General features: G+C 42.8%; 20 protein-coding genes, 2 tRNA genes and 3 pseudogenes. 21 read left to right on the top strand and 4 right to left on the bottom strand.

The genetic code is table 11. The features are described 5' to 3' along the window. Positions 1-8 precede the first annotated feature (8 nt). The 4 genes from GT348_RS09565 to GT348_RS05040 all read left to right on the top strand — a co-directional run bounded on the left by GT348_RS09565 (position 9) and on the right by GT348_RS05040 (position 2427). The gene (locus GT348_RS09565; RefSeq protein ID WP_160618785.1) at positions 9-689 is read left to right on the top strand and encodes a chloride channel protein; all 681 of its coding nucleotides are present in this window, start codon (positions 9-11) and stop codon (positions 687-689) included. 8 nt (positions 690-697) lie between these two features. After that, entirely contained in the window at positions 698-1291 is a 594-nt protein-coding gene (locus GT348_RS09560; RefSeq protein ID WP_160618784.1) for a chloride channel protein, read from the top strand. Between the two features lie 75 nt (positions 1292-1366). After that, complete coding sequence (locus GT348_RS05045; RefSeq protein WP_160618783.1) at positions 1367-2116, top strand: AzlC family ABC transporter permease; 750 nt, start codon at positions 1367-1369, stop codon at positions 2114-2116. Further along, complete coding sequence (locus tag GT348_RS05040) at positions 2113-2427, top strand: AzlD domain-containing protein (protein WP_160618782.1); 315 nt, start codon at positions 2113-2115, stop codon at positions 2425-2427. The genes GT348_RS05045 and GT348_RS05040 overlap by 4 nt, the downstream gene beginning before the upstream one ends. 59 nt (positions 2428-2486) lie before the next feature. Here GT348_RS05040 and GT348_RS05035 read toward each other — a convergent pair whose 3' ends face one another. Continuing rightward, positions 2487-5279, bottom strand: coding sequence for a phosphoenolpyruvate carboxylase (locus GT348_RS05035; RefSeq protein ID WP_160618781.1), 2793 nt, complete (start codon positions 5277-5279; stop codon positions 2487-2489). A gap of 128 nt (positions 5280-5407) precedes the next feature. On the opposite strand from GT348_RS05035, the gene GT348_RS05030 reads away from it, so the two are divergent. The 8 genes and pseudogenes from GT348_RS05030 (at position 5408) to GT348_RS04995 (ending at position 12773) form a co-directional block, all read left to right on the top strand. After that, complete coding sequence (locus tag GT348_RS05030; protein ID WP_160618780.1) at positions 5408-6682, top strand: DUF445 domain-containing protein; 1275 nt, start codon at positions 5408-5410, stop codon at positions 6680-6682. A gap of 170 nt (positions 6683-6852) precedes the next feature. Continuing rightward, positions 6853-7317 carry an SUF system Fe-S cluster assembly regulator gene (locus GT348_RS05025; protein WP_160618779.1) on the top strand — a complete coding sequence of 155 codons (465 nt, stop codon included), beginning with the start codon at positions 6853-6855 and terminating at the stop codon, positions 7315-7317. 12 nt (positions 7318-7329) lie between these two features. Beyond that, positions 7330-8813, top strand: a pseudogene (gene sufB, locus GT348_RS05020) (Fe-S cluster assembly protein SufB). A 3-nt stretch (positions 8814-8816) separates the two neighbouring features. After that, a complete protein-coding gene (gene sufC, locus GT348_RS05015; RefSeq protein WP_160618778.1) occupies positions 8817-9587 on the top strand; it encodes a Fe-S cluster assembly ATPase SufC in 771 nt (256 codons plus the stop codon). Between the two features lie 2 nt (positions 9588-9589). After that, positions 9590-10783 carry a Fe-S cluster assembly protein SufD gene (gene sufD, locus GT348_RS05010; RefSeq protein WP_160618777.1) on the top strand — a complete coding sequence of 398 codons (1194 nt, stop codon included), beginning with the start codon at positions 9590-9592 and terminating at the stop codon, positions 10781-10783. After that, positions 10776-11986, top strand: a pseudogene (locus GT348_RS05005) (aminotransferase class V-fold PLP-dependent enzyme). Before sufD ends, GT348_RS05005 begins: the two are co-directional and overlap by 8 nt. Positions 11987-11993: 7 nt before the next feature. Then, positions 11994-12389 (top strand): DUF59 domain-containing protein, encoded by a 396-nt coding sequence (locus GT348_RS05000; RefSeq protein ID WP_160618776.1) that lies wholly within the window; start codon positions 11994-11996, stop codon positions 12387-12389. 27 nt (positions 12390-12416) lie between these two features. Further along, positions 12417-12773 carry a HesB/IscA family protein gene (locus GT348_RS04995; RefSeq protein WP_160618775.1) on the top strand — a complete coding sequence of 119 codons (357 nt, stop codon included), beginning with the start codon at positions 12417-12419 and terminating at the stop codon, positions 12771-12773. A 9-nt stretch (positions 12774-12782) separates the two neighbouring features. On the opposite strand, the gene GT348_RS04990 is transcribed toward GT348_RS04995, so the two are convergent. From GT348_RS04990 to GT348_RS04980, 3 genes are all read right to left on the bottom strand, one after another. Then, complete coding sequence (locus GT348_RS04990; protein ID WP_160618774.1) at positions 12783-14078, bottom strand: class I SAM-dependent RNA methyltransferase; 1296 nt, start codon at positions 14076-14078, stop codon at positions 12783-12785. Continuing rightward, entirely contained in the window at positions 14075-15946 is a 1872-nt protein-coding gene (locus tag GT348_RS04985) for a DEAD/DEAH box helicase (protein ID WP_160619453.1), read from the bottom strand. The genes GT348_RS04990 and GT348_RS04985 overlap by 4 nt, the downstream gene beginning before the upstream one ends. Positions 15947-16322: 376 nt before the next feature. Next, positions 16323-16685, bottom strand: coding sequence for a hypothetical protein (locus GT348_RS04980; RefSeq protein ID WP_160618773.1), 363 nt, complete (start codon positions 16683-16685; stop codon positions 16323-16325). Between the two features lie 150 nt (positions 16686-16835). On the opposite strand from GT348_RS04980, the gene GT348_RS04975 reads away from it, so the two are divergent. The 9 genes and pseudogenes from GT348_RS04975 to GT348_RS04935 all read left to right on the top strand — a co-directional run bounded on the left by GT348_RS04975 (position 16836) and on the right by GT348_RS04935 (position 26089). Next, positions 16836-18296, top strand: coding sequence for an NAD(P)H-hydrate dehydratase (locus GT348_RS04975; RefSeq protein ID WP_160618772.1), 1461 nt, complete (start codon positions 16836-16838; stop codon positions 18294-18296). Positions 18297-18425: 129 nt separating this feature from the next. Continuing rightward, a tRNA-Leu gene (locus GT348_RS04970) sits at positions 18426-18510 on the top strand. Positions 18511-18568: 58 nt separating this feature from the next. After that, positions 18569-19897 carry a trigger factor gene (gene tig / locus GT348_RS04965; protein WP_160618771.1) on the top strand — a complete coding sequence of 443 codons (1329 nt, stop codon included), beginning with the start codon at positions 18569-18571 and terminating at the stop codon, positions 19895-19897. A gap of 153 nt (positions 19898-20050) precedes the next feature. Beyond that, the gene (locus tag GT348_RS04960; protein WP_160618770.1) at positions 20051-20689 is read left to right on the top strand and encodes an ATP-dependent Clp protease proteolytic subunit; all 639 of its coding nucleotides are present in this window, start codon (positions 20051-20053) and stop codon (positions 20687-20689) included. Positions 20690-20779: 90 nt separating this feature from the next. Then, positions 20780-22047 (top strand): annotated as a pseudogene (clpX, locus tag GT348_RS04955) (ATP-dependent Clp protease ATP-binding subunit ClpX). Between the two features lie 353 nt (positions 22048-22400). Continuing rightward, positions 22401-24737 (top strand): endopeptidase La, encoded by a 2337-nt coding sequence (lon, locus tag GT348_RS04950; protein WP_236646615.1) that lies wholly within the window; start codon positions 22401-22403, stop codon positions 24735-24737. A gap of 142 nt (positions 24738-24879) precedes the next feature. Beyond that, positions 24880-25167: an HU family DNA-binding protein gene (locus tag GT348_RS04945; RefSeq protein WP_160618769.1), complete on the top strand. Its 288-nt coding sequence runs from the start codon at positions 24880-24882 to the stop codon at positions 25165-25167. An 84-nt stretch (positions 25168-25251) separates the two neighbouring features. Further along, positions 25252-25326: transfer RNA gene (locus GT348_RS04940), tRNA-Val, on the top strand. 28 nt (positions 25327-25354) lie between these two features. After that, positions 25355-26089 (top strand): biotin--[acetyl-CoA-carboxylase] ligase, encoded by a 735-nt coding sequence (locus GT348_RS04935; protein ID WP_160618768.1) that lies wholly within the window; start codon positions 25355-25357, stop codon positions 26087-26089. Positions 26090-26097 lie beyond the last annotated feature (8 nt).

Below are 26097 nucleotides of genomic sequence, written 5' to 3'. Positions count from 1 at the left end.
GGGAAGTTGTGGCTAAATCAAGACTAAAACTTAATGTAACAATGTCTAAGCCGAAAGACTATATGACGTGGTTTTTGGCCTTGTTGATTATGGCAGGGCTGGTAGGTAGTTTTTGTGCAGTTTTTCTTTGGAGTTTGGAAAAGGCAACAGAGCTTCGCTTTTTCCATCCTGCCTTACTCTATGGTTTGCCTTTTATAGGGGCAGCTATAGGTTATTTATATGCTAAAATAGGCGGGGCATCTGAAAAAGGAAATAACCTCTTAATTGAAGAGATTGATGACCCACAAAACAGAGTTCCTCTAAGAATGGCTCCGTTAGTGTTTATTGGTACAGTTACAAGCCATTTATGTGGTGCTTCTGTTGGCCGAGAAGGCACAGCCTTGCAGTTAGGGGGCGCTACTGCGAGTTTCCTAGCTCGATTATTTAAATTTAACTCTAAAACAACCCGCTTATATCTTATTGCAAGCCTAGCAGCTGGTTTTGGAGCAGTTTTCGGCACGCCCATAGCAGGAGCCGTATTTGCGTTGGAAGTTTTGGCAATCGGCAATATTGAATATGGAGCCTTATTCCCTGCCCTTATTGCTTCCGTTACGGCAGATTGGGTCTGCCAGAAATGGGGAATACAACATACTGTTTATCACGTTGTATTTGGTAATATTGCTCAAAGAGAGGGGGGTATTTTTCTGTAAATGCTATTTTGTTAGTAAAAATTTGCCTAGCATCAGTAGCTTTTGGTTTGGCTAGCAGGCTTTTTTCTCAAGCCTTGCATTATGTAACGCCAATTTTTAAAAAATTATTTCCAAAAAGTTGGATGCGTCCTTTCATGGGAGGCATAGCAACAATTTTGCTCGTATGGCTTTTTCAGACAAGAGATTATTTGGGTCTTGGTATAATAGCCCCTGAACTTCATGGAGCGTCTTTAGTTTCTTTTTTTACTGATCACTATTATGGATGGGCATGGCTGCTCAAAATATTATTTACGGTCACAGCCTTAGGAGCAGGATTTAAAGGAGGTGAAGTAACACCATTATTTTTTATTGGTGCCGCCTTAGGCAATAGTTTGGCTATTTATTTAGGTGTGCCGACAGAACTTTTGGCTGCTGTGGGTTTCATTGCTGTTTTTGGAGCAGCGTCCAATACGCCACTAGCATGCACTATTATGGGCGTGGAACTATTTGGTAGTGCCGGGCTTATATATTACGCTCTTGGTTGTTCTATAGCTTATTTAGTGTCAGGCCATAAGGGAATTTACACGTCACAATCTGTTAAAATGCCAAAAGCTTTTCTTTAGGTAAAATATACTTCAAATGAGTTTTGTCAGAGTGGTTTTTATAATTAAGATAATTAATGAAAAGGATAAATGAGCGTGTCTGTAAACGCACCCTCTGAAATAAAGCCTTTAACCCCTTTTGCTGATTTTAAAAAAGGTGCCATAGCGTGCTTGCCCACTATATTAGGATATTGGTGCATTGGCTTTGCCGCTGGCGCTATTGGCATAGTCAGTGGCTTTAGTTTTTTTGCCGTAATGGCACTCTCGGTTTTTTTATATTCAGCTAGCGCACAGTTTATATTTTATTCTTTGTGGGTGGCTGGAGCTGAAAGTCTTTCTATAATCGGTGCGGTATTGCTCATTAATGTAAGATATGTGCTGATGAGTTCTTATCTTGCACGTTCCTGTCAAAATCTTTCTTTATTAAAACGCTTTATTCATGGCTGCTTATTAACGGATGAAACTTTCGGTATAACAATCCAGGAAATAAGAAAGAGCCATGAAGTAAGATTCTGGTGGCTTTTGGGCCTGAATCTAGCGGCTTATCTCAATTGGTCCGTAGCATGCTTAATAGGAACAATTTTTGGAAAATTACTGCCTGATCATTTATCTCAAGGCTTAATGTTTAGCCTAACGGCTATGTTTGTTGGATTACTGACACTCAATTATTTTGGTAGCATCCATAAAAAATATGAATTAATGGCCATTTGTTTATCTTGTTGTATTTTCGGGCTTTCTTTTATGTATTTTAACGCCAATATCTCGCTAATTTTAGCAGCCATAGTGGCAACAAGCATAACATCTTTCTTTTTTACAATTCGCACAAAAGAAAATTCAAAATTGTGAATTACCATCTGACTTGGCTTATCATCATATCAAGTGTGATTGCTCTTTTGCTAAGAGCAGCCCCGCTCATTATGCTGGCTGATAAAAAATTTTCGCCCATAGTACAAAATTGGCTGAGCTTTATCCCTTCTACGATAATCTCAGCACTCATTTTAAGTGAAATTTCAGGTCACTTTCAGAGCACAAAAGACGCTGTAAGCATGATAATAGCAACGGCTCTTTCTTTCATTATATGTTATAAAAGCCGCAGTTTGTTTTTGACAGTTATTGCCGGGATGAGTGCTTATTTTGTTGCTTTAACAATATTATAGCCCTATCTGCCCTCTCTTTTGAGATATTTATAGAGAGGGCAGAGACAGTTTTAATATTTTTAGCCAAAAGCATGGTTTGCATGCATGATAGCGATACCTATCTCACGTAGCAGGTCAAAGCTTTTTTGCAATGGACGGAAGAGCTGCTCATGTTCACGCACAAAGCCTTGAGCAATAGCCGCATTTCCAGTTTCGCCAAAATTTAAATCCGCGATCTTTGGTGCCGTAATAGGAAATAGCTCTTCTAGAAGTCGTAAAGCCCGTGGCACATCCAGACAGAGAATTAAATTAGCAATGGCTTCTCTTGTTAAAGACCCTCGTGGTCCAAAATACGGAATGTCTGTTGAAAGACGCCATATATGTTCAATTAAGGCAAAGCGGATTGCATGAAGAAGTTTTTCTTCTGTCGCCATTTGTGGGGCATCAGGCCATGCTGTTGTGAGGTCAATATGCTCTCTATGTATGCGACGGAATAAAGCAGGCACTCTTTTCCAAAATTCCAGCTCTTCAAGTCCTTGTGCAATATGAAGAAAACGAGCTCGGTCATCCTCATTTTTGCTTTCTTCGGCACGATCAAGCCAGGTGCCAGGATCCAAAAAGAGGACAGTTTCTCGCAATATTTCGATATCAGAATGAGATAAGGCCTGGGAAGCGAAATCCATTAACTGCTTGAAACGGGGAGATTCTGTACGGAGAAGCGTAAATACTTCTTGGTTACGGTTTGCCGCAGTTCCCAGCCCATGCAGAATATTGGCCCACCAACCAAGCTGCTGTAAAATAGCATTATTGGGTATGGCTCTTATCTGACTTGGGTGAGTAATGCGCGTTACACGGGCTGTATCGCTTTGTCTGGCAGAAGGACGTGAACCAGTTTTATCAATGAGAGAAGGCCCAAAAGCGCTTAAAAGTGCCGTATAGCCGGGATCATTGACAAGATCACCCATTTTAACTGCGATTGTTGTGAAAAAATCTAACGGGAAGTTGGGGTAATCATAAAGCGGGTCGTGTAATTTTATCTCATCCTCTGGGTTGTAATGACGTGCTACCTGCTCAGCCATAATAGAGATTGTGGCTTGAGCTAGAGTTTCTGTCCCGAATAAGGTGTAGCCATCTCCACCCTGAAAAGCTGTTTCAAACCGGCAAGGTAAGTGTGCTTTTTCAAGAGCTTTATAGGTACGAGGAGGAGAAAAATAGGTTAGCCTTTCTCTAAAACTAAAAGGATGCGCACCTCTGCCTATGCTTTCTCCGTGAGTATCAAACATGATGAGAGAAACATTTTCCAAATCATGCTCTTTTAAAATGGAGATGGCTTTGAGGCGTAAATTTTCAACTAATGTTCCAGCAGTAAGCTGGCCCACATAACGACCAGAGTCAGAATATCCAAATTGGAGAGAAAGCTTGCCATTGGCGCGTATATAATCACGCCAATGTTTGGAACGCATGGCTTCGCGTAAAATCGTTTCGCCATTTTCCAGCGCGGATTCAGTTTCAAATAGAGGAGAGATTTCTATCTGCTCATCTTTAATGCCAAAAAGGCGGGCAAGCCATAATGTAGCAAGGAGAGTATAGCCACTTTCAGTCTCAGCTATCAGAAAGCGGATTGGCGTGTCAGAATCAATATGTTTAAGGATCTGCCTCATTGTCATCATTAATCTGGCAGCAGCACTGGGTTCAATGAGCAGGCTACCAAAATTGACTGAAAGAGGTTCTAGCTCATCCATGGCTTGATCAATTCGTGACAGCAATATACGCCGGTGGGCTGGAGATGTTGGATCATCTGTTAAGCCAAGGCGTGTTCGGGCAATATTGTAAATTTGTGCTGCGTTTAGTCGTGTATGAATATGAGAAAGCCCAAGGCCGTGAGCCACAAAACCTGAGCGGATGACATCAAGAGATAATTTATCTTTTTTAGAAAGACCCTGACGCGCCTGCTCAAATAAAGAAGATAATTCACTTGTTGTTAAAATTGTTTCTTTTTCAAAGGTGATAAGTTGCTGGGCAAAAAGAGCAACATCAACAGGTTCAGCAGGTTGGCCATCGGTGTTTTTCGGGCAGTAACTAAGCTGAGCCTTCGTTGCTTTCAACGCCTTTTCAACTTTCTGACCTAAAGCACTGTCAGTAAGAGAAATTTGACTTAACGCACTATAAAGCCGCGTTAACTGAGCAATTTTGAGTTCCAGGCGTATACGAAATGTATCGTGCCAATGAATGTCATTGCGCCCATCAGTATCAAAACCGACCCAACTGGAAAGTATAATAGGTGCAGGATTAAAATCTGAACTGTCACCCCATTTCTTTTCTGATTCTCTGATAATATGATAATTAAGTTTATCTAATGCGTCGCGTCCACGTGTGATAGCTGTTGTAGCGAGGCGGTTTTCTTCATTTAATGTCGGAGGATGAGCCCGACGATGAGTAGAATAATGTCCTATGGCAAGAGCAGGTTGCTCCGCTTTTTGAGACAGTAAATCATAAATTTGAGGATCAAGGGCAAAGGTTGGATGAGCCGTAAAGACAGCAGCCATACTGGGAGTAGAAAGTGTTTCTCTAGAAGAAGCCTGTTTTACCAGGTGAGAGGCTGATTGTGCTAATCTTTCTTCAGAATGCGCTTCTGCTGCAGAGTGTGGTAGCTCTACATATTGCCTTAAGGCTTCGGCACGTGTCTCGAAGTTTCGGTCGCGTAAAATGCGGACCATTTCTTCAAGAAGGTTGAATCCGTTAGCTGAAATGCATTTTTCTGCGAGAGTTTTGGTAATCTCTGGTAAAGTGCATTTTTTTTGCTCAAGATTATTTTTAAGGTTCTTGATTAGCTCGGCAGCATCAACTTCTGGCACGTTTTCACGCTCAGTCATAAGGCAGTGATCTCAATATGGGTTGTCAGTAGAATAAGAAGAATGTTTCATGTTCGAATTAGAACTGCAACCATTTTACAGCTAGAAAGCGTATATGGAAATGTATTTTAAAGACCTAAGGTGTAAGTATGATGGCTGAAAACGGCCAAGAAAAAGTTAGGAAATGCACCCCAAGTTTTTTAGCAACCTCCCTCCTTGTTGGAATGGGAAGTGTAGCTGTAACGGCAAGTCTGCCAATTTGGCGACGGCTTTATGGCCAGAATTTAGTGCTGGACGTCATACAGGCTGGGAGTCGGGCGGGTCTTGTTGGTGGCATTGCTGATTGGTTTGCAGTAACAGCTTTGTTTCGTCATCCTTTAGGTTTGCCCATTCCTCATACAGCTATTTTACCGCGTAAAAAAGAACAGATTGGTGAGGCTTTAGGACGATTTATTGCAGAGCATTTTTTTTCAGAAAAAGATGTTGCTGCTGCACTTCAACGCTTTGATTTTGCTAAATTATTGTCCCAGAGTCTTAATGACGCAGATAATTTTTCATCCATATCGCAGCAATTAAGAGTCATTATACCAAGTTTACTAACAAGGTTAAGTGACGGGCGCGGGGCAACCTTTCTGGCTCGTGTGCTCGATGTATTTATTAAAAGAGATGATATTGCACCGCTGATCATCCGTATTTTAAAAGTCATGGTGGATGGAGATATTCATCAGGAAGTTTTTTCCTTCATATTGGTTCAGTTTCGCGAAATGGTTATGACACGCGAAACCGAATTGCGAGATTTTGTTGAGGCCCGTGTCAGAGAACAAGGCGGTCGTTTGGTAGGGTGGGCTATTGGTTCTTCGGTAGCAAACCAGGTTCTACATGCTCTAAAAGTTGAATTAGAGCGCGTTGACCCAATGGATTCTGATCTAAGACATAGTTTTACCAGCTGGATAAGAGGTAAAATTTCTGAACTGGAAAAGGATCCTGACCAGGCACAAAAATTAATTGTAAAATTAAGAACGTTTTTTACCCATGAAAGTCTGCGAGTTTGGGCTGGTAGCTTATGGGTAAGGCTGCGTGACATGGTTGAAGAGGATAGCAGCCGCCCTGATGGGTGGAGTGCACAATCCTTTGATGCTCTGTTATGCCAGATGATTGAGGCATTAGAGACACAAGCTGGGCTCGCTACAAAGCTTAATCAAACCATTGATGCTGTGATTTTAGGTCTTCTTCCTAGTATTCGGCGCGAAATTTCTACTCTTATTCCAAGGGTGGTCAATAATTGGGACGGGCCGACATTATCAGCCAGAATTGAAAATGGTGTTGGTCAGGATCTGGCTTTTATCCGCATTAATGGAACGATTGTAGGTTTTTTTATAGGGGCTATACTCGAGATAATATTAAATTTAATAGGGTATTTATAGCGTTGAAGTTGTAAAAATTAACTTTTAAAGCCATGTTACAAAAATGTCATTTTGTAAAAAATTAAATTTCTTACGAGTTGTCCTCTTGACGGTTTTAAGCGTATAAGCCATTTCTCACAATATGGACTAAAATAGTCCTGATTTGATGATATAACCTTTGGGGAGGGTTAGTGCTCAGACTATCAAAGCTTGCAGATTACGCTGTTGTTGTTCTCATTAAACTTGGTCAGATGGAAGGTTTGACAACAGCCTCAATTCTATCTGCTGAAACAGGCATGCCAGAACCTACAGTTGCAAAGCTTTTAAAGGGTCTGGCCGGTCAGGGTATCATCAATTCTTCTCGTGGGGCACGGGGAGGGTATAGTCTTGCTTCTTCACTGACTGAGATTTCAATAGCGCAGGTTATTGCTGCTGTTGATGGTCCCGTTATGATCACAGCATGTTGCGACAATAATTACTGCTCTCATGAAGTAAGATGCGGCCTTTCTGCCCAATGGGATAGGGTTAACTTTATTTTGCGCCATGTATTAGAAAGCATTAGCTTAGCAGATATGTGCGACCCCAATTTCACAATGCCAGCGGCAATGGAGCCTAGCCAAGTGCTGAAAGAAACTGAGCTAGAGATCTCGGAATAATAGGAGATAGGAATGGCGGCCATTTCGGAAACCAGGCAAACTGTGGAAAAGCTTGCTCATTCAACTTATGAATGGGGCTTTGAGACTGATATCGAAATGGATATCGCTCCCAAAGGGCTTAATGAGGATATCGTTAGGCTAATTTCCAAGAAAAAAAATGAGCCTGACTGGATGTTAGAATGGCGCCTTAAAGCGTTTCGCCAATGGCAAACAATGAAAGAGCCACAATGGGCGAAATTGCGCCATCCTCCTATTGACTATCAAGATGCTCATTATTTTGCCCAGCCAAAAAAAACACCTGGTCCCAAGAGCTTGGAAGAGGTTGATCCCGAGCTTTTACGCACATACGAAAAACTAGGCATCCCGCTACATGAACAAGCGCTTTTAGCAGGAGTAGAAGGGGCAGAATTGCAAAAGGCCCCTGTGGCTGTTGATGCTGTGTTTGATAGCGTTTCTGTTGCGACAACTTTTCGTAAAACGCTAGAAGAGGCGGGCGTAATTTTTTGCCCTATCTCAGAGGCTATCCGTCAGCATCCAGAGTTAGTACGTAAGTATCTCGGCTCTGTTGTGCCAATTGGGGATAATTTCTTTTCAGCTTTGAATTCAGCTGTTTTTACAGATGGTTCATTCGTGTATATTCCTAAGGGCGTGCGTTGTCCTATGGAGCTTTCAACCTATTTCAGAATTAACGCGCGTAATACAGGACAATTTGAACGCACCCTCATCATTGCCGAAGAAGGATCTTATGTATCCTATTTGGAGGGATGTACTGCACCTCAGCGTGATGAAAATCAGCTCCATGCCGCTGTTGTTGAACTTGTAGCCATGGATGATGCTGCCATCAAATATTCTACAGTACAGAATTGGTATCCTGGGGATGAAAATGGCAAAGGCGGAATCTATAACTTTGTTACAAAGCGTGGCTTATGTCGGGGGCACGCTCCCGTATTTCATGGACCCAGGTTGAAACAGGTTCAGCTATAACGTGGAAATATCCCTCCTGTATTCTGGCAGGAAAAGGATCTGTTGGGGAATTTTATTCTGTTGCTGTAACAAACAACCATCAGCAAGCTGACACGGGTACCAAAATGATTCATTTGGGGCCTGAAACGCGTTCAACGATTATTGCCAAAACCATTTCTGCTGGAAAATCAGATAGTACCTATCGCGGGTTGGTACGTATGCAGCCCAAGGCTGCGAAGGCCCGTAATTTTACCCAATGTGATAGCTTGCTTATTGGTGATCAATGTGGTGCCCATACTGTGCCTTATATTGAAAACCGAAATATGAGTGCCCGTATTGAGCATGAAGCAACAACCTCGAAAATTTCTGAAGATCAGTTATTTTATTGCCGCTCGCGTGGTTTATCAGAAGAAGAAGCTGTTGGGTTAATTGTGAACGGTTTTTGTCGGGAGGTTCTAAAGGAACTACCGATGGAATTTGCTGTTGAGGCCCAAAAATTACTCCAAATTAGCCTTGAAGGAAGTGTAGGGTAACTCATGACTAGTTTTCTCAACATTCGTGATCTTAGAGCACAGATTGAAGCTGATGAGGGCACTAAGCAGATCCTTAAAGGTATCAATCTTGACCTTCCCAAAGGTGAAGTGCATGCCATTATGGGGCCTAATGGTTCTGGAAAATCTACTCTTTCTTACGTGCTTGCAGGGCGTGAAGATTATGAAGTCACTGCAGGTGGAGTGGATTTTAAAGGACAGGATCTTCTTGCCTGCACACCTGAAGAGCGTGCTGCATTAGGAATATTTTTGGCTTTTCAGTCTCCAATAGAGCTTCCCGGCGTTAATAATGCGAATTTTTTACGCACGGCGGTTAATGCAGTGCTTAAAGCACGGGGCGAGAAAGAAATGGATGCAGTTTCTTTCTTGAAACTAGTCAGAGAAGAAACACGCCATCTCACAATGTCGCCTGAAATGCTCAAAAGAGCGGTTAATGTCGGCTTTTCAGGCGGTGAGAAAAAGCGTAATGAAGTTCTGCAAATGAGGTTGCTAAAGCCTTCTTTAGCTATTCTTGATGAAACTGATAGCGGATTAGATATTGATGCTTTGCGCATTGTTGCACAGGGAGTCAACTCGCTTCGTGGTCCAGAATTTTCTGCCTTGGTTATTACACATCATCAACGTCTGCTAGATTACATTGTGCCAGATCGTGTTCATGTGATGGCACAGGGGCGTATTATTCATAGCGGCGGGCCAGAAATTGCTAAGCAGCTAGAAAAGCACGGTTATAAAGAATTTCTTGAGGCAGCGGGGTGACCATGTCAAATGCTTTAGCCTGGGATTCGTTTGAAAGGCGCGCTGGCAAAAAAGCGCTTCTTACCCGTGATAACTTTTTACCAAAGCGTAAAACTGAGTCATGGCGCTATACGCCAATGCAGTCTTTGAGTTCTGCTTGTTTAAATGAAGCTGAGCGCTTAAATGACACGCTTATACAAACAATGCTTAATGAGCTTAAGCTTCCCCAGGCGGAAAGTCTTGTAGTTTTTGCCAATGGGCATAGGGCTGATAGTCATACAACACTTACCCCTTCGCTTTCTTTTAAAAAAGACCTGGCATTGAAAGAAGAGATTTCTGTCTCACCTGAAAATTTTTCTTTTCTTTTAAATAGCTCTTTGTCTCAATCAGGATTGAATATCATTGTTCCGGCTCATGTGAAGGCAGGCACATTGATATTAGTGAGCCTAACTGAAGGCGGTGAGATTTCGACCCATTTAAGGCATAAAATAATTCTGGAAGAGGGGGCTTCCCTTACATTATTAGATTTGAGCTATGGAAATGGGGCTTATGTCTCCAACCCTGTTTTTTTAATTGAATGTGCTAAAGACGCACATCTCAAACATATAAAACTACAAAAAGAAGGACCAGAATCACACCATCTTGCTTTCATTTCAGCCTCTATTGATGAGGGGGGTAACTATGAAAGCTTTACCCAGCAGCAAGGTGCCAAACTTGCAAGACATGAAGTCAAAGCTAGGCTCTTAGGTGAACATGCGATAGCTCATGTTAATGGTGTGCAGCTTGGAGAAGGGCAAACACACCATGATTTGACCTCTCTCATTATTCATGAAGCGCCGCATTGCCAGTCACGTCAGACAGTTAAAACAGTTCTTTCTGATAAGGCGACAGGGGTTTTTCAGGGTAAAATCTTTGTTGAGCAGAAAGCTCAAAAAACTGATGGCTATCAGATGAATCAGGCCCTGCTGCTTTCTGAAACAGCTCAGATGAATAGCAAGCCCGAGCTCGAAATTTATGCTGACGATGTGCGCTGCTCTCACGGTGCTACGGTTGGTGCTCTGGATGAAGAACAGCTTTTTTATCTACAGTCACGTGGTATTCCTAAAGATCAAGCCCGTTCTATACTTATTCAAGCCTTCCTTCATGAGAGTTTGTCACTACTGAATGAGTCTCTTTTAAGGGAATATCTTATTGGGAGTCTGGCCTTTCATGCTTAAATCAATCCGTGCCGAATTTCCGATTTTATCTGAAAAGGTAAATGGCAAACCTTTTATTTTTCTAGATAGTGCAGCTTCAGCACAAAAGCCCAATTCTGTGCTTGAGGCAATGACCCAGTCTGTCCATCATTGCTATGCGAATATTCACCGCGGGCTTTATGCCATGAGTGAAAAAACTACAGAAGCATATGAAAATGTCAGACGTAAAATAGCACAATTTATTAATGCTTATGACGCAAAAGAAATTATATTTACGTCTAATAGTACAGCCGGGATCAATCTTTTAGCAAATACATTAGGAACAAACTTAAAACCAGGCCAAAAAATACTTATATCCGAGCTGGAGCATCATGCTAATATCGTACCTTGGTTAATGCTAAGAGACAGGCATGGTGTGGAATTCCGGGTGGTCCCTATCGATGATAAGGGTGATATTGACCTGGAAATTTATGAGGCTGAGCTTGCTAAAGGTGATATTGCTTTAGTGGCCGTGACGCATATGTCAAATGTGCTAGGGACAATTACGCCAGCTAAAAAACTAGCCCAGCTTGCTCATCAATATGGTGCGAAAATTCTACTCGACGCCTCTCAGTCTATTGTTCACAGTTTTGTAGATGTTCAGGACTTAGAAGCAGATTTTATAGTTTTTACAGGCCATAAATTATACGGTCCCACAGGTGTTGGGGTTTTATGGGGTCGCTCTGAGCTTTTAGAAGAACTTCCTCCTTTTATGGGGGAGGGGAAATGATTGAAACAGTTTCTTTCGAGAGTGCGAGCTGGGCCTCTATCCCACATCGTTTTGAAGCAGGAACCCCACCCATTTTAGAGGTTCTTGGTTTGGGGGCTGTAATTGATTTTCTTAATAAAATTGGCCGACAAGCGCTCCTGGATCATGAGACTCATTTAGTCTCTTATGCGTCTGAAGCTTTTGGGCATCTTAAAGATGTTACAGTTTTAGGAGCTCCGCAAAAACGTGGTGGAGTTTTTTCTTTTGTAATGCAGGGAGCGCACCCCCATGATCTGGCCGTGCTTCTTGACCAGCAAAATATTGCTGTACGTGCAGGGCAACATTGTGCCGAACCTTTAATAAACCGTCTTGGTGTTAAGGCAACCACACGCGCCAGCTTTGCACTTTATACAACAGAAAGTGACATTGACGCTCTCATGCTTGGATTAGAAAAAGCACGAGCTATGCTGGTGTGAGGTCATAATGACGGATAAAAATACGGAAGCTTTCCATGAAAATGTGGAATCAGATAAGCCTGTTTTGGAGAATAATGATCAGTCTTCCAAAGAAATTGGTTTGCCTGATCAAGATGACGTCATTGCAGCTATTTCGACCGTTTACGATCCCGAAATTCCAGTTAATGTTTATGAATTAGGGCTGATTTACACAATTGATTTGCATGATGATGGGCGTGTTGAAATTGAGATGTCCCTCACAGCGCCTAATTGCCCAAGCGCACAAGAGCTCCCTGAAATGATTAGACTAGCTGTTTTGGCAGCACCTAAAGTTTCGTCAGTAGAGGTAAGAATCGTTTGGGACCCACCATGGGATATGAGCCGTATGAGTGATGATGCGCGTCTGGCGCTTAATTTATTTTGAGTGAGCTTTTCCAAAAGGAAATTTAATATGGCTGATATAAAGAATTCTCGATCTTTACCACCGATTATGACTCTGACCGATCGGGCAGCTTCACGCCTCAATAAACTTTATGAAGGTGCAGAAAAAGGTAAAGTTCTGCGTATTAGTGTTGGCACGCGGGGTTGCTCAGGTCTTTCATATGAAATGAATTTCGTCGATGATTCTTTGCCAACAGATGAAAAAGTAGAAGATAAAAATCTGGTTTTATATATCGACCAAAAAGCGACACTTTTTCTGATCGGCACAGTAATGGATTATGAAACGAAAGAGCTCGAATCAGGCTTTACATTTACAAATCCAAATGAAAAAGGACGCTGTGGTTGTGGAGAAAGTTTTCACGTGTGAAAGAATGCTTTAGCAAGCATTCTTTCTAGCTTTTTTCAAGCGTTTCTGATCCCGCGTGAGTGTAACGACGGTTTCAGTATCAGCAGACCATAAAAATTGATCAATAACGCTTACCTGTAAAACTTCAAACCCTGACTTTTGGAGTGGCATTAAATCCTTAATCAAAATATTTGGATTGCAGCTTACATAAATCACGTCTTTAACTGCCGATTGCGCCAGAAAATCCATTTGTTTTCCAGCCCCTACAAAAGGGGGATCTAAAATAACAACGCGAGATGTCTTTAAGTCTTGAGGTAAAAGAGGCTGGCGTTTGAGGTCGCGGTGATGCGCTTCAACTCTCGTTCCGTGTGAAGCGAGTTTAAGAGCTTCAAAAGCATCTTTGCTACCTTCATAGGCAAAAACACGAGTTCTTTCACCTAAAGCGAAAGAAAAAGTACCATTCCCAGCATAAAGCTCATGAGCGATATCTTTTTTATTAAAGCTGGGAAGCCCTTTTAAAACAGCCGAAACTAAAGCGTTTTCTGCATCTTGTGACACCTGTAAAAAAGCACCGGGAGGGATGGCAACTTTAACAGAGCCAAAATGATGAAAAACAGGTTTCCACTGAACGATAGTTTCAGGTTCGTCACCTAATTTCGAACGCCATGAAATACGCGCAATATTAGCTTGCCGAGCAAAATCGGCTAATTTCGCTTTATCAGAGCTTGAAAGCTGGGCTGGTATTTCTAATAAGAGATCTGGTCCAGTGTCTAATAAATTAACAAACAAGCCGCCTGAACCAGTCAAAGCGCCAATTTGTGCAAGACATTCTCTTAGAGGATCTAATAATTTAAAAAGATCAGGGTGTAATAAAGAACACTCTGTCATATTGACCGGATTGCCCGCACGTTGATGCAGGCCCAAAATTATGCCTCCATCTATGCGCTGAAGAGCAAAATCCATGCGCCGCCGCGTCTTTGGCTGAGATTGAAATTGTTCAGCATCTGGCAGATTAGTAAAACCAACCTGTTTTAATGCAGCAACGATACGTTCAGTTTTCCACTTTAAGAGTGCAGGTAGGCTTACATGCTGAAGCGAGCACCCTCCGCAAAGCCCAAAGAGCGAGCAAGATGGAGTTGCGCGATCAGGAGACGCGTTTTGGAGCTCTAAAATGCTTTTAATATGGCCATCAAAAGAAAGACGAACTTTCTCTCCAGGTAAAACGCCAGGAACATAATGGAGCGTGCCATCAATAAGGCACGCTCCATCTCCCGAAGATCCCAAGCGTTCAATAACGTGCCAATTCTGGCTTTTATTTATGGTCATTCGTTAGAAGAAAGAATTTGAGGATCTAGCGTAAAGCTTATTTTCATAAAGGCGGGTATGGCGCTACCAAAGCCAATTTGAGGCCCATCATGTTCCGGCATAGGTGGTAAAAGCCCTTTGCGAGACTGAGTCCGGTGGTTTTTCTTCTCTCCATTGCCGGAAGATCGAGTCTCAGGAACATTTTCTGGCAACACATCACGCGTTACGTCAATATTATCTTCTTTGTCATTGAGAGCTTTTGTCGGCTCTTTTTTCTTTTTGGGCACAGCCGTCACAGAATCATCATGCCATTCTGCCGTTGGGATACCTTTTAAAGTGGTATATTCAATGACTTTCCCTGTAAGTTGCTCAATAGCTTCTAGAAGATGATGCTCATCGGGAAGCGCAAAGCTAAGGGCAAAACCCTCTTTTCCAGCTCTTCCTGTTCGACCAATACGGTGGACGTAATCTTCGGCGTTAAATGGCAAGTCGTAATTAAAAACGTGCGATAATCCGCTAATATCAATGCCACGAGCGGCGACATCAGAACATACGAGGATTTTAATCTCTCCTGCGCGAAAACGCTCAAGAGTTGAAAAACGCAATGACTGAGTCAGATCTCCATGTAAATGTCCCACAGAAAAACGATTGCGCTTTAAATAAGCCAGAGTCTCGTCAACATCACGTTTGCGATTACAAAAAATAATCGCATTTTCAACGTTTTTATCTTGCAAGGCCTTTCTTAGAGCTTTTGGCTTATTCGCTTTATCAACTATGCAAAGCCGCTCTGTAATGGTCGTTGCTACCGAGGATTGACGAGCAACAGTGATTTCTTTTGGGTTAGTAAGAAATGCATCTGCAAGACGGCGAATTTCGGGAGCCATTGTAGCAGAGAAAAAAAGTGTCTGTCTTGAACGAGGCAGCAAAGAAACAATACGCTCAATGTCAGGAATAAATCCCATATCAAGCATGCGATCTGCTTCATCTATGACGAGCAAATCAGTTTGCATGAGGAGTAAACCACCGCGATCGAAAAGATCAATCAATCGTCCTGGTGTTGCTATTAAAACATCTACACCACGATTAAGAAGGTCACGTTGGTCATTCATGCTATTACCGCCAATAAGTAAAGCATGATTAAGGCGGAGATTTTTACCGTAAAGTTTAAAATTATCAGCGACTTGCAGAGCAAGCTCTCTCGTTGGTTCTAAAATGAGAGACCGTGGCATGCGTGCTCTTGCACGAGAATTAGAAAGTTTTTCTAGTAATGGGAGTGTGAAAGAAGCAGTCTTTCCTGTTCCCGTCTGGGCAACGCCTAAAACATCATGCCCTGCTAAAACCTGAGGAATAGCCTGTTCTTGTATGGGGGTGGGGTTAGTATAACCAATATCAATAATGGCGTTTAAAATAGGTTGGGATAATCCTAAAGCGTCAAAAGCGGTTGATTTTGTTGTAACGTCTTTAACGTCCTCAGGCAGATTGCCAGGCTCAGCGCTCTTTTGCTCACTATTTTGTGTGGCATCCTGAATTATTTCCTGATCGACAGATGCTACGACTTCTTTAGAAATATCCTGCGCTGCTGACTGTTTTTTCCGGCGAGAGGGGGCTTTTGATGGTGCTTTAGAAAGTGTCGTCTCTTTTTTGGGCTTAGTTGCTGCTTTAGATGTGCGGCTTTTTTTAGGCTTAGGCTCTTCGCTAACTTCGTCCGAAAACCAGGGAAGCTCTATTGGTTCATCAGCTGATGCCGTTTGGTCAATGTCTAAAGCCGCCGTTTTTTTTGTTTTTTTCGTAGAGCTGGTCGACTTTGTTCGTGTCGCGCGTTGCTTTTTAGGAGCAGGTTTTTCTTCTTTGCCCTGATCCACAGAAGGCAGCTTTTCCTCATCAGTCATAATAGGAAATGACTTTCGGACGACAGCTTTACGGCCACGCTTAGCAGCAGCTTTAGGCTCAGGAATAATTTCTTGAACTTGAGAATCCTGGTTAATCTCTACCTCTGTCTGCGCGGTTTTTTTTCGCGCACGAGGGGTTTTAGAACGAGTAACCGAAGGTGTAGAAGTTTTTTTTTCGCTCAAAAGACTCTCAAAGCATTTCTTAATAAACGCGCTGTTACATAGATAACTTATAACAACTGCGTTATTGGGCCGATAGACGAGTTGCAAAAGCAACTTTCTTTTGGCTGAAAATCTACATGAAATTTACCTAAATTGCAAGCATGATGAGATGATGATCACGCTTGCAAAATAGTTTTTACTTTTTGAAGTTTTCCTAAAAAAAACGCGCTATAGCGCTTGATGAAGCAGCGATGATTCCTAAAACGGACATAAGCAAAATGCGGCGCGACATGCTGTTAAATAAATTTTGTTGAGGGCGAATAGAACGGCGTGCTTTTTGGTAGGGGCCAAAAAAAGTAAGGGCAAAAATAAGTGCCATTATAACACCACACCCTGCCATAAGGTGAAAGGGCCAGCCGAGTCCCTGGCCATCATGAATAAACAGGCAGGCCCCGGTTATTAAGGCTAGAGGAACGACGTGCCATAAGGCTCTAAAATATCGCGCATAGGCTTGAATTTGAGTAGAATTTCTTTGCGCAGTGTCCAGTAAATAAGTAACTTTTTTAGTCTGAAGCACAAAAATACCGGCTCCAACCCAGTAAATTATGCTTATTAAATGAATTATTAAAACGCCACACCACAAAATGGATATCCACATACTGACCTCGACAATGTGTTAAAAACAACTTTGTCATATCTTATAAAAGATAAGAGGAAAGATTGCATTATGTCTCATTCTCTATCGTTATCAGCTCCGATTCTTCACCCGAGGGCCTTACTCACGCCGGCGGAAACAAGAGAGATGGATCAAGCCGCCTCATTAAACATCGAAGACCTTATGGTTAATGCAGGTACAATGGCAGCCCGCATTATCAGGCAAAATTATAAACCATTGAAAATTCTGGTTGCCTGCGGACCAGGTAATAATGGCGGAGATGGACTAGTTCTGGCATCAATTTTAAAAAATCAGGGATGGCCAGTTTCTGTAACACTTTTGAAATCAGAGCCTTCTTCTTATCTGACAAAAAAGATGCTGGCTAAATGGGATGACCCAATTATCCCTTTTGTGCCCGAAGAGGCAAAGCGCTTTGATCTAGTCATAGATGCTCTTTTTGGAGCAGGTATGAATAGAGCACTTCCTCATATTGTTGAAAAATTTTTGGAAGCCGCAAAGCGGAGAATCGCAATCGACCTTCCTTCTGGAGTCGAGGGGGAGACGGGTTTATTTATGGGTAAGGTGGCTCCCTGCGAGATGAGTATCTGCTTTGTTCGTCCGAGACCGGCCCATTATCTTTCACCAGCGCTTAAAATTTGTGGCAAAATTAAATGTGCTGATATCGCTATGCCGACCTCTGCACTCAAAGCGGTTTCTCCGCATATTTGGCATAATGACCCAAGCTTATGGCAGCTTCCCACACAGCATTTTGACGACCATAAATATAAACGAGGAGTCGTTAGTCTTGTAGGCGGGAAAGACATGCCAGGAGCAGCCCACCTCTCAGCGGCGGCAGCACGACGCGTAGGGGCAGGTATGGTTAGAATCGTAACTTCCCCTGAAGAGGCTCCTTATTATCGTATTGGTTCAGCGGGGCTTATTATTGATGATGATCTTGATACCAGCTTAGAAGATCCCCGCCGTGAAGTTTGGATTTGTGGCCCTGGCTTGCCTCATCAAAAAGCAGGAAATGTTCTGAAAAAATTATTAGATAAAAGAAAAAGCATCATAGCAGATGCCGGCGCGTTAAGCTGGGCTGCTGGTGACTTGTCGCGCCTTAAAGGTGTGAAAGTTATCACCCCTCATGCTGGTGAGTTCGCGCGGCTTTTTCCACTTGGAGATAAAACACGTCTGAAAGCTGCCATCTCAGCAGCAAAAGAGCTCGATTCTGTAATAGTTTTAAAAGGGGAAGACACAATTATAGCTGCCCCAGATGGACGCGTCGCCATTAACAGTCACGCAAGTACAGCATTAGCTACGGCAGGAACAGGAGATGTCCTTACTGGTGTTATAGGTGCCTTATTGTCTGGGGGGATGCATCCATGGGAAGCAAGTTGTGCCGCTGTTTGGATTCACGGCCAGGCCGGACAAATGGCCGCAAAAGAATATGGGGGATGGCCTTTAGCTGAAGATGTGGTCACTTTTTTAGGAAAATCACGGCATGTGGCAGAGCAAAAAATGAAAAAACAATAAAAAATGCATGAATTTAATAGTTTGTGCTCATAATGACTTGCCGAGAGCGCAATCATGCGCTAATTCATCTCTCACCTTAAACCGATACACATTATGATCGGTTTAGAAAGGTCAAAAGGCCGTGGGTATGCGGGCGTGGTGGAATTGGTAGACACGCCAGATTTAGGTTCTGGTGGCGAAAGCCGTGGGGGTTCAAGTCCCTCCGCCCGTACCAAAATTGGCCTTTTATTTTATAATTCACTAACTATTCGACCGAGAGGATCGCCTGGCACATGCAGGTTAAGCCCACGCTCAATGAAGGACTAAAGCGCGCCTTCACCGTCGTTGTTCCGTCTGCTGACCTGCAGGCCCGTAAAGACGCCCGTTTAAAAGAACTTGCCAAAGAAATTCGCCTTCCTGGCTTTCGTCCAGGTAAAGTGCCTACAACAGTTGTAAAGCAGCGTTATAGCGAGTCTGTGCAGGCTGAGATTGTAGAAAAGCTTGTTCAAGATAGCGTTACAAATCTTCTTGAAGAACAAAAGCTTCGTCCAGCCACTCAACCAAAGGTTGATATTGCTAAAAATGGCGGTGAGAACGAAGACCTTGAATTCTCTGTTGAGATGGAAATTCTTCCAGAGTTTGAAGTGCCTGAATTAACGGGTCTTAGTCTAACACGGTTAACCAGTAAGGTTTCTGACGAGCAGATTGAAAAATCTGTTAATGAAATTGCACGCAGAAACCGCAAATTCGAAACTCTTGATGAAAAACGGCCAGCCGTAAAAGGCGACGTACTATGCGTCGATTTCCTTGGTAAAGTTGATGGCGTGCCATTTGATGGCGGCAAAGCAGATGATGTTAATGTCGAAATCGGTGGTGAAGGATTTATTCCTGGTTTTGCCGAACAAATGGAAGGCCTTGCTCCTGGTGAAGAGCGCACTATCACAGTGACATTCCCAGAAAATTACCAAGCTGCAGAGCTTGCTGGTAAAGAAGCGACCTTTGATATTAAAGCCAAAGAGCTTAAAAAGGCCATTGATCCAGAAATTAACGATGAGTTTGCAAAAACTCTTGGTTTAGAAAGCGTAGAGCAGCTTCGCAAAATTTTGACCGAGCAGGTTGAAGGCGAATATTCGCAACTATCTCGTATGCGCATTAAACGCGAGCTTCTTGATATTTTAGCCGACAAAGTTGATTTTGAAGTTCCTTCAAGCCTGGTAGATGCTGAGTTTGCTCAAATTTGGGCACGCATTGAAGAAGAACGTAAAGCGGGACGTCTAGACGAAGAAGAAGCATCTAAAGATGAAGAGACTCTTCGGTCGGATTACCGTAAGATTGCCGAACGTCGCGTAAGATTAGGGCTTCTACTTGCTGAAATTGGACGTAAGCAAGATATTCAAGTCTCTCGTGAAGAGCTTCTTGGAGCTATGCAGCAAGAGATTCGTCGATTCCCTGGTCAAGAACAGATGGTTTATGAGTTCTTCTCTCGGAATCCCCAGGCGGTAGAAAATCTAAGAGGTCCGATTTTAGAAAATAAGGTCATCGACTATCTTATAGAACTTGCTAACGTAACGGAAAAAGAAGTTTCACCTGAAGAGCTGGCAGACATGCCAGAGGCCGAATAATCTTTTTCTAAAAGGGAGTTCTTTCAAAAGAACTCCTTTTATTCCTTTTTTTTGATCGATTCCCCTTTGACGGAAGATGTTTCCTGCACCATCTTGTATGGACAGAAGCTTACCCCGCACTTAAAACGAGGGGAGGCGTAAAGGAAACAAGCAATGGATATTGGGGATCGAAACCCTATTGATATCTTTAATAATGCACTCGTGCCCATGGTCGTCGAGCAGACGTCACGGGGTGAGCGTGCTTTTGATATATATTCTCGCCTTTTACAGGAGAGAATTATTTTCTTAACGGGGCCTGTCTATGATCAGGTTTCCTCTCTTATTTGTGCACAATTGCTTTATTTAGAGAGCGTAAACCCGACTAAAGAGATCTCATTTTATATAAATAGCCCTGGCGGCGTGGTTTCTGCTGGCTTGGCCATGTATGATACGATGCAATATATACGCTGCCCTGTTAGTACTGTTTGCGTAGGACAGGCTGCATCTATGGGGTCTCTGCTTTTGGCTGGTGGTGAGAAGGGGCGGCGTTTTTGTCTGCCTAATGCTCGTATTATGGTTCATCAACCATCTGGCGGTGCACAAGGCCAGGCATCGGACATTGAAATTCAGGCACGCGAGATCCTTGTAATCAGAAGTCGTCTTAACGAAATTTATCGTGAGCATACTGGTCGGACATTAGAGGAAATTGAACAGGCACTTGAACGTGACCGTTACTTGTCAGCTGATGAAGCGCGTGAATTTGGTCTTGTTGATGAGGTCGTTCGTCGACACCCGGCAGAGCAAAAGAGTTGAACAAATCAGCTTTATAAAAAATTGCATGAATTGGTTTGATTTGGTTGGCATTTCGGTTTTTGACCGAACTGTCAGCTTTAAGGAACTGTGATGAGCGAAAAAGATAGCGACTCCAAGAACACTTTATACTGTTCGTTCTGTGGTAAGTCCCAGCACGAAGTGAGCAAGCTAATCGCAGGTCCAACGGTTTTCATCTGTAATGAATGCGTTGAACTGTGCACGGATATCATTCGTGCAGAACATGGGACTGCACCTATAAAGCCCAAAGATGGCGTGCCAACCCCAAGAGAAATTTGTAAGGTTTTAGATGATTATGTCATAGGGCAGTCAGAAGCTAAAAAAGCTTTGTCTGTCGCTGTTCATAACCATTATAAACGTCTTGATCAGTCCGAAAAATCATCTGAAGTTGAGATTGGCAAATCTAATATTTTAATGATTGGGCCGACAGGTTCAGGTAAAACTCTGCTTGCTCAGACTTTAGCACGTATTTTGGACGTGCCCTTTACAATGGCTGATGCCACTACTTTGACAGAAGCAGGTTATGTCGGTGAGGATGTAGAAAATATTATCCTCAAGCTGCTTCAGTCGGCTAATTATGATGTCGAAAAGGCACAACGTGGCATAGTCTATATCGATGAAATAGATAAAATTTCTCGAAAGGCTGAAAATCCGTCAATAACGCGTGACGTGTCAGGTGAAGGCGTTCAGCAGGCTCTTTTAAAGTTAATGGAAGGGACTGTAGCCTCTGTTCCACCTCAGGGGGGCGGAAGCATCCTCAGCAGGAATTCTTGCAAGTTGATACAACAAATATGTTGTTTATTTGCGGCGGTGCTTTTGCTGGATTAGACAAGATTATTAAAGCTCGAGGTAAGGGTAAAGCTATAGGTTTTGGCGCTGACGTGCGTTCAGATGATGAACGTTGCCTAGGTGACGTGCTGCGCGATATTGAACCAGAAGATTTAATGAAATTTGGGCTTATTCCAGAATTTATTGGGCGTTTGCCAGTGATAGCAACGCTTGAAGATCTTGATGAAGCCATGTTGGTTCAAATCTTAAGCGAACCTCGTAATGCGCTTATTAAGCAATATGGACGCTTATTCCAAATGGAAAATGTTGAGCTATCTTTTACGGAAGATGCGCTCAAAGCTATAGCTGCACGGGCCATAGAACGTAAAACCGGTGCCCGTGGTTTGCGGTCTATCTTGGAAAAGATCCTAATGAACACCATGTATGATCTACCAGGACGCAACGAGGTAAAAAAAGTTGTCGTTAATCGTGACGTGGCTGAGGGCAAAACAGATCCGGTTTATGTTTACGATGCTGAAGATGGTAAAGAGACAGTAGAAAAAACCGCTTAGTTTTAAAAAGCTAATCTTTGATTGGTTTTTTAAAAAGATAAGGGTGTAATCGGTCTCTTTTCCAACGTAGTAAGGTAGTAATTAAAGCGTCAATCTTTGTGCTCATAAAGGGGCAAAGATTGACTGATCGTCCTTTCTGGAGATCTCATATTATGAGTGAAGAAAAGAAATCCAAACTTCAACGAGGTAAGTCTGTTCAGGACAAAAAAACTGAACAGACAGATATTAAAGCCGAGTCGAAGGTCAAGCGTGCTCCCCGTAAGAAAACAACGTCTAAAAAAGCGACCGGGGATGCTAAAAGCGTAAAGACTTATCCGGTTTTGCCTCTGCGCAATATAGTCGTATTTCCGAATATGATTGTGCCTTTATTTGTGGGGCGCCAAAAATCGGTTAAGGCACTAGAAGCCCTCGAAGATGAGCATCATGAAATATTGCTTGTCGCTCAAAAAGATATTTCTCTTGATGAGCCAAAAGCAGATGATATTTATCGTGCCGGAACTTTAGCGACGGTTCTGCAACTTTTAAAACTGCCTGACGGTACAGTGAAAGTGCTCGTTGAAGGTGCAGATCGTGTAAAACTTTCGAAACTGCGTGATGAAGAAGATTATTTTACCGCAGAGACAAAAGTACTTGCTGACCGATATGAAAAATCAGAGAGTGAGCGTGAAGCTTTATTACGCTCTGTGATTTCGCGTTTTGAAGATTATGCGTCTTTAAATAAGAAAATTGCACCCGAAATTGTCACCTCTATTACGCAGTTAGATGATCCTTCTCGTCTTGCTGATACAATTGCGAGTCATCTTAATCTTAAGGTTTCTGACAAACAAACTTTGTTAGAAATGGTTTCAGTGGAAAAACGCCTCGAGCGGGTGTTTGCTCACATGGAGGCAGAAATTGATATTCTCCATGTTGAAAAGCGTATTCGTGGCCGTGTCAAAAAACAGATGGAGAAAACACAGCGCGAATATTATCTGAATGAGCAAATAAAGGCGATTCAGAAAGAACTTGATGACGGTGAAGATGGCCGTGATGAGCTTACTGAACTTGAAGAAAAGATCGGCAAGACTCGCTTTTCGGAAGAGGCGCGTAATAAGGCTCTTTCTGAGCTAAAAAAATTGCGTAATATGAGTTCCGCATCTTCAGAAAGTTCTGTCGTTAGGAACTATCTGGATTGGCTTGTTGATCTTCCTTGGAAGAAACGCTCTAAAATTACGACCTCTCTTGAAAAGGCTGAAGCTATCCTGGATGCCGATCATTACGGCCTGGATAAAGTCAAAGAGCGTATTTTAGAATATTTGGCAGTGCAAAGTAGATCCCGCAAACTTAAAGGGTCAATTTTGTGTCTTGTTGGTCCTCCTGGTGTAGGTAAAACATCTCTCGCGCGCTCTATAGCTAGTGCAACGGGGCGCAAATACGTGCGTATGGCCCTGGGTGGAATGCGTGACGAATCGGAAATAAGAGGACATAGACGCACTTATATTGGTGCTATGCCGGGCAAAATTCTTCAGGGTATGAAAAAAGTGGGTGTGTCTAATCCTCTTTTCCTGCTTGATGAAATTGATAAACTTGGTGCCGATTGGAGAGGTGACCCTGCCTCTGCTTTGTTAGAGGTGTTGGATCCGGAGCAAAATAACAGTTTTGCCGATCATTATCTTGAGGTCGAGTACGATTTATCTGATGTAATGTTTGTTACAACAGCTAACTCGCTTGATATGCCTCAGCCATTGCTTGACCGCATGGAAGTGATTCGCCTTTCTGGCTACACTGAAGAAGAAAAATTTGAAATTGCTCGTCGTCATCTCATCAAAAAGCAGGCTGAAGAACATAATCTCAAAGAGTCTGAATGGGAAATTACAGACGAAGCCCTTCTGATTCTTATCAGACGTTATACACGCGAGGCTGGTGTTCGTAATTTAGAGCGTTTCATTGCCCGACTGGCCCGGAAAGTCGTGCGCGAAATCCTTACAAATAAGGACGTAGAGCATGTCAAAATCTCAGCTGAGACTCTAGAAAAATATGCTGGAGTGCCACAATTTCATCATGGTGAAATTGATTTGGAAGATCAGGTGGGAATCGTAACAGGCCTCGCCTGGACCCAGGTGGGAGGCGAAATTCTTACGATCGAGTCTCTTTTGGTGCCAGGAAAAGGTCAGGTCAAACAGACGGGTAAATTAGGCGATGTGATGAAAGAAAGCGTAGCGGCGTCTTTCTCATATGTTCGTTCTCGAGCAGCCGATTTTGGCATAGAATCGAGTATATTAGAAAAAAACGATGTGCATATTCATCTTCCAGAAGGAGCTGTGCCTAAAGATGGCCCTTCTGCGGGGATTGCCCTGGTGACCTCGCTTGTAAGCGTATTAAGCCGCATAGCTATTCGCCATGATGTTGCTATGACAGGTGAGGTTACTTTGCGGGGTCGCGTGCTTGAAATTGGCGGTTTAAAAGAAAAACTTCTGGCTGCTTTAAGGGCTGGTATAAAAAAAGTGCTTATCCCTGAAGCAAATATGAAAGATCTTCCTGATATTCCTGAAACAGTGCGCAAAGGATTAGAGATTATCCCTGTGCGTCATGTTGATGAAGTGTTAGATGTTGCTCTTGTGAGGAGGCCAGAGCCAATTATTGCAGAAACCTTACTAAAAAAGGCTGCCAATAAAGGGAAAACTGTGCTTTCTCAGCCGCTTCAACACTGAGTTAGTTAATCTGTGCGATTCTACCGGTTGACGCGAAAAAAAAACCGCTTCATAGTGCACGCGTTGACACTAATTTCCGAAGATGGTTCGCTTATTGTTTATTAAAGGGCGGACCATCATAATAACACTAGAAAGGTTTACCATGGAAAAACCATTAAATAAGCAGGAACTGATTGCTGCTGTTGCGGAAGTTGTTGATCTGCCGAAAGCAAAAACAGGCGAAGTGATCGATGCTGTATTTACAACCATCGAAAAAACCCTTGCCCGTAAGCAAGAAGTTCGTCTTGTCGGTTTCGGTAGCTTTGTCACAGCAACACGTAAAGCTGCAAAGGGTCGCAACCCACGCACAGGTGAAGAAATTGATATTCCAGCTTCTACATCTGTTCGCTTTAAGCCCGGTAAAGGCTTAAAAGAAGCGGTAAGCCGCTAATTTATGGATCAGGCTGCAAATTTATTAAAAAATAATGTTGCAGCCTGGTTGCGTAGGGGAACGTTTTAGCGTATACCCTGCTTCGGGCAATTAGCTCAGAGGTAGAGCGTCTCGTTTACACCGAGATGGTCGGCGGTTCGATCCCGTCATTGCCCACCATCTGACAAATTATTATCGTCGAGGCCTTATGACCTGGCGCTTTGAAATTTACGACACTCTTACGTCGACGCTGGATTTTTGTCGTAAAAGAGCGTCTTTAAATGAAAAAGCTGGTCTGGTCGTTATAGCGCATGAGCAAAGCGCAGCCCGTGGTACCCGAGGGCGTAAATGGTCTAGTGACCGCGGCAATCTTGCTCTTACTTTCTTATTATATGAAGATGAAGAAGGAAAACTTCTTTCCGTTCTTCCATTTATAGCGGCATTAGCTCTCTATGATGCATGTATAGAAAGCGCTCCTATTTCACATAAAATTGCAAGCCAGTTTCAGTTGAAATGGCCAAATGATTTACTTTTAAATGGTCGTAAGCTGTCGGGCATACTTATCGAATCAGGTTATAATGAAAGAGGTCGTTGGGTTAATGTCGGAATCGGGGTTAATTTGGTTTCGGCACCACAATTATCTGACCGTGCTACAGCGTCATTTTCGGAAATTGTTCCACCGCCATATAACGTTACCTTTGCCAAGCTTATCATAAAATCTGTTACGAAGTGGCTTAAGCGTTGGCAAGATGAGGGAAATGACGTTATCTATAGATCCTGGTTAAGTTACGCACATCCTGTTGGTTCTAGGATTAGAGTTAGCAGATCTAATGATATTTTAAGTGGTTTTTTTAACGGTATTGATTCTCATGGTCGGTTACTCTTGCAACAAGAGGATGGGTATATCATTCCTGTCGCAACTGGTGATGTATTTTGTTTGTAAAGGATAGA

Origin of the sequence: Aristophania vespae, from assembly GCF_009906835.1 — a bacterium.
In the GTDB taxonomy this organism is placed as follows: domain Bacteria; phylum Pseudomonadota; class Alphaproteobacteria; order Acetobacterales; family Acetobacteraceae; genus Aristophania; species Aristophania vespae.
Note: the sequence above shows the minus strand (reverse complement) of the source record. Positions and strands in the feature narration are given on the sequence as shown.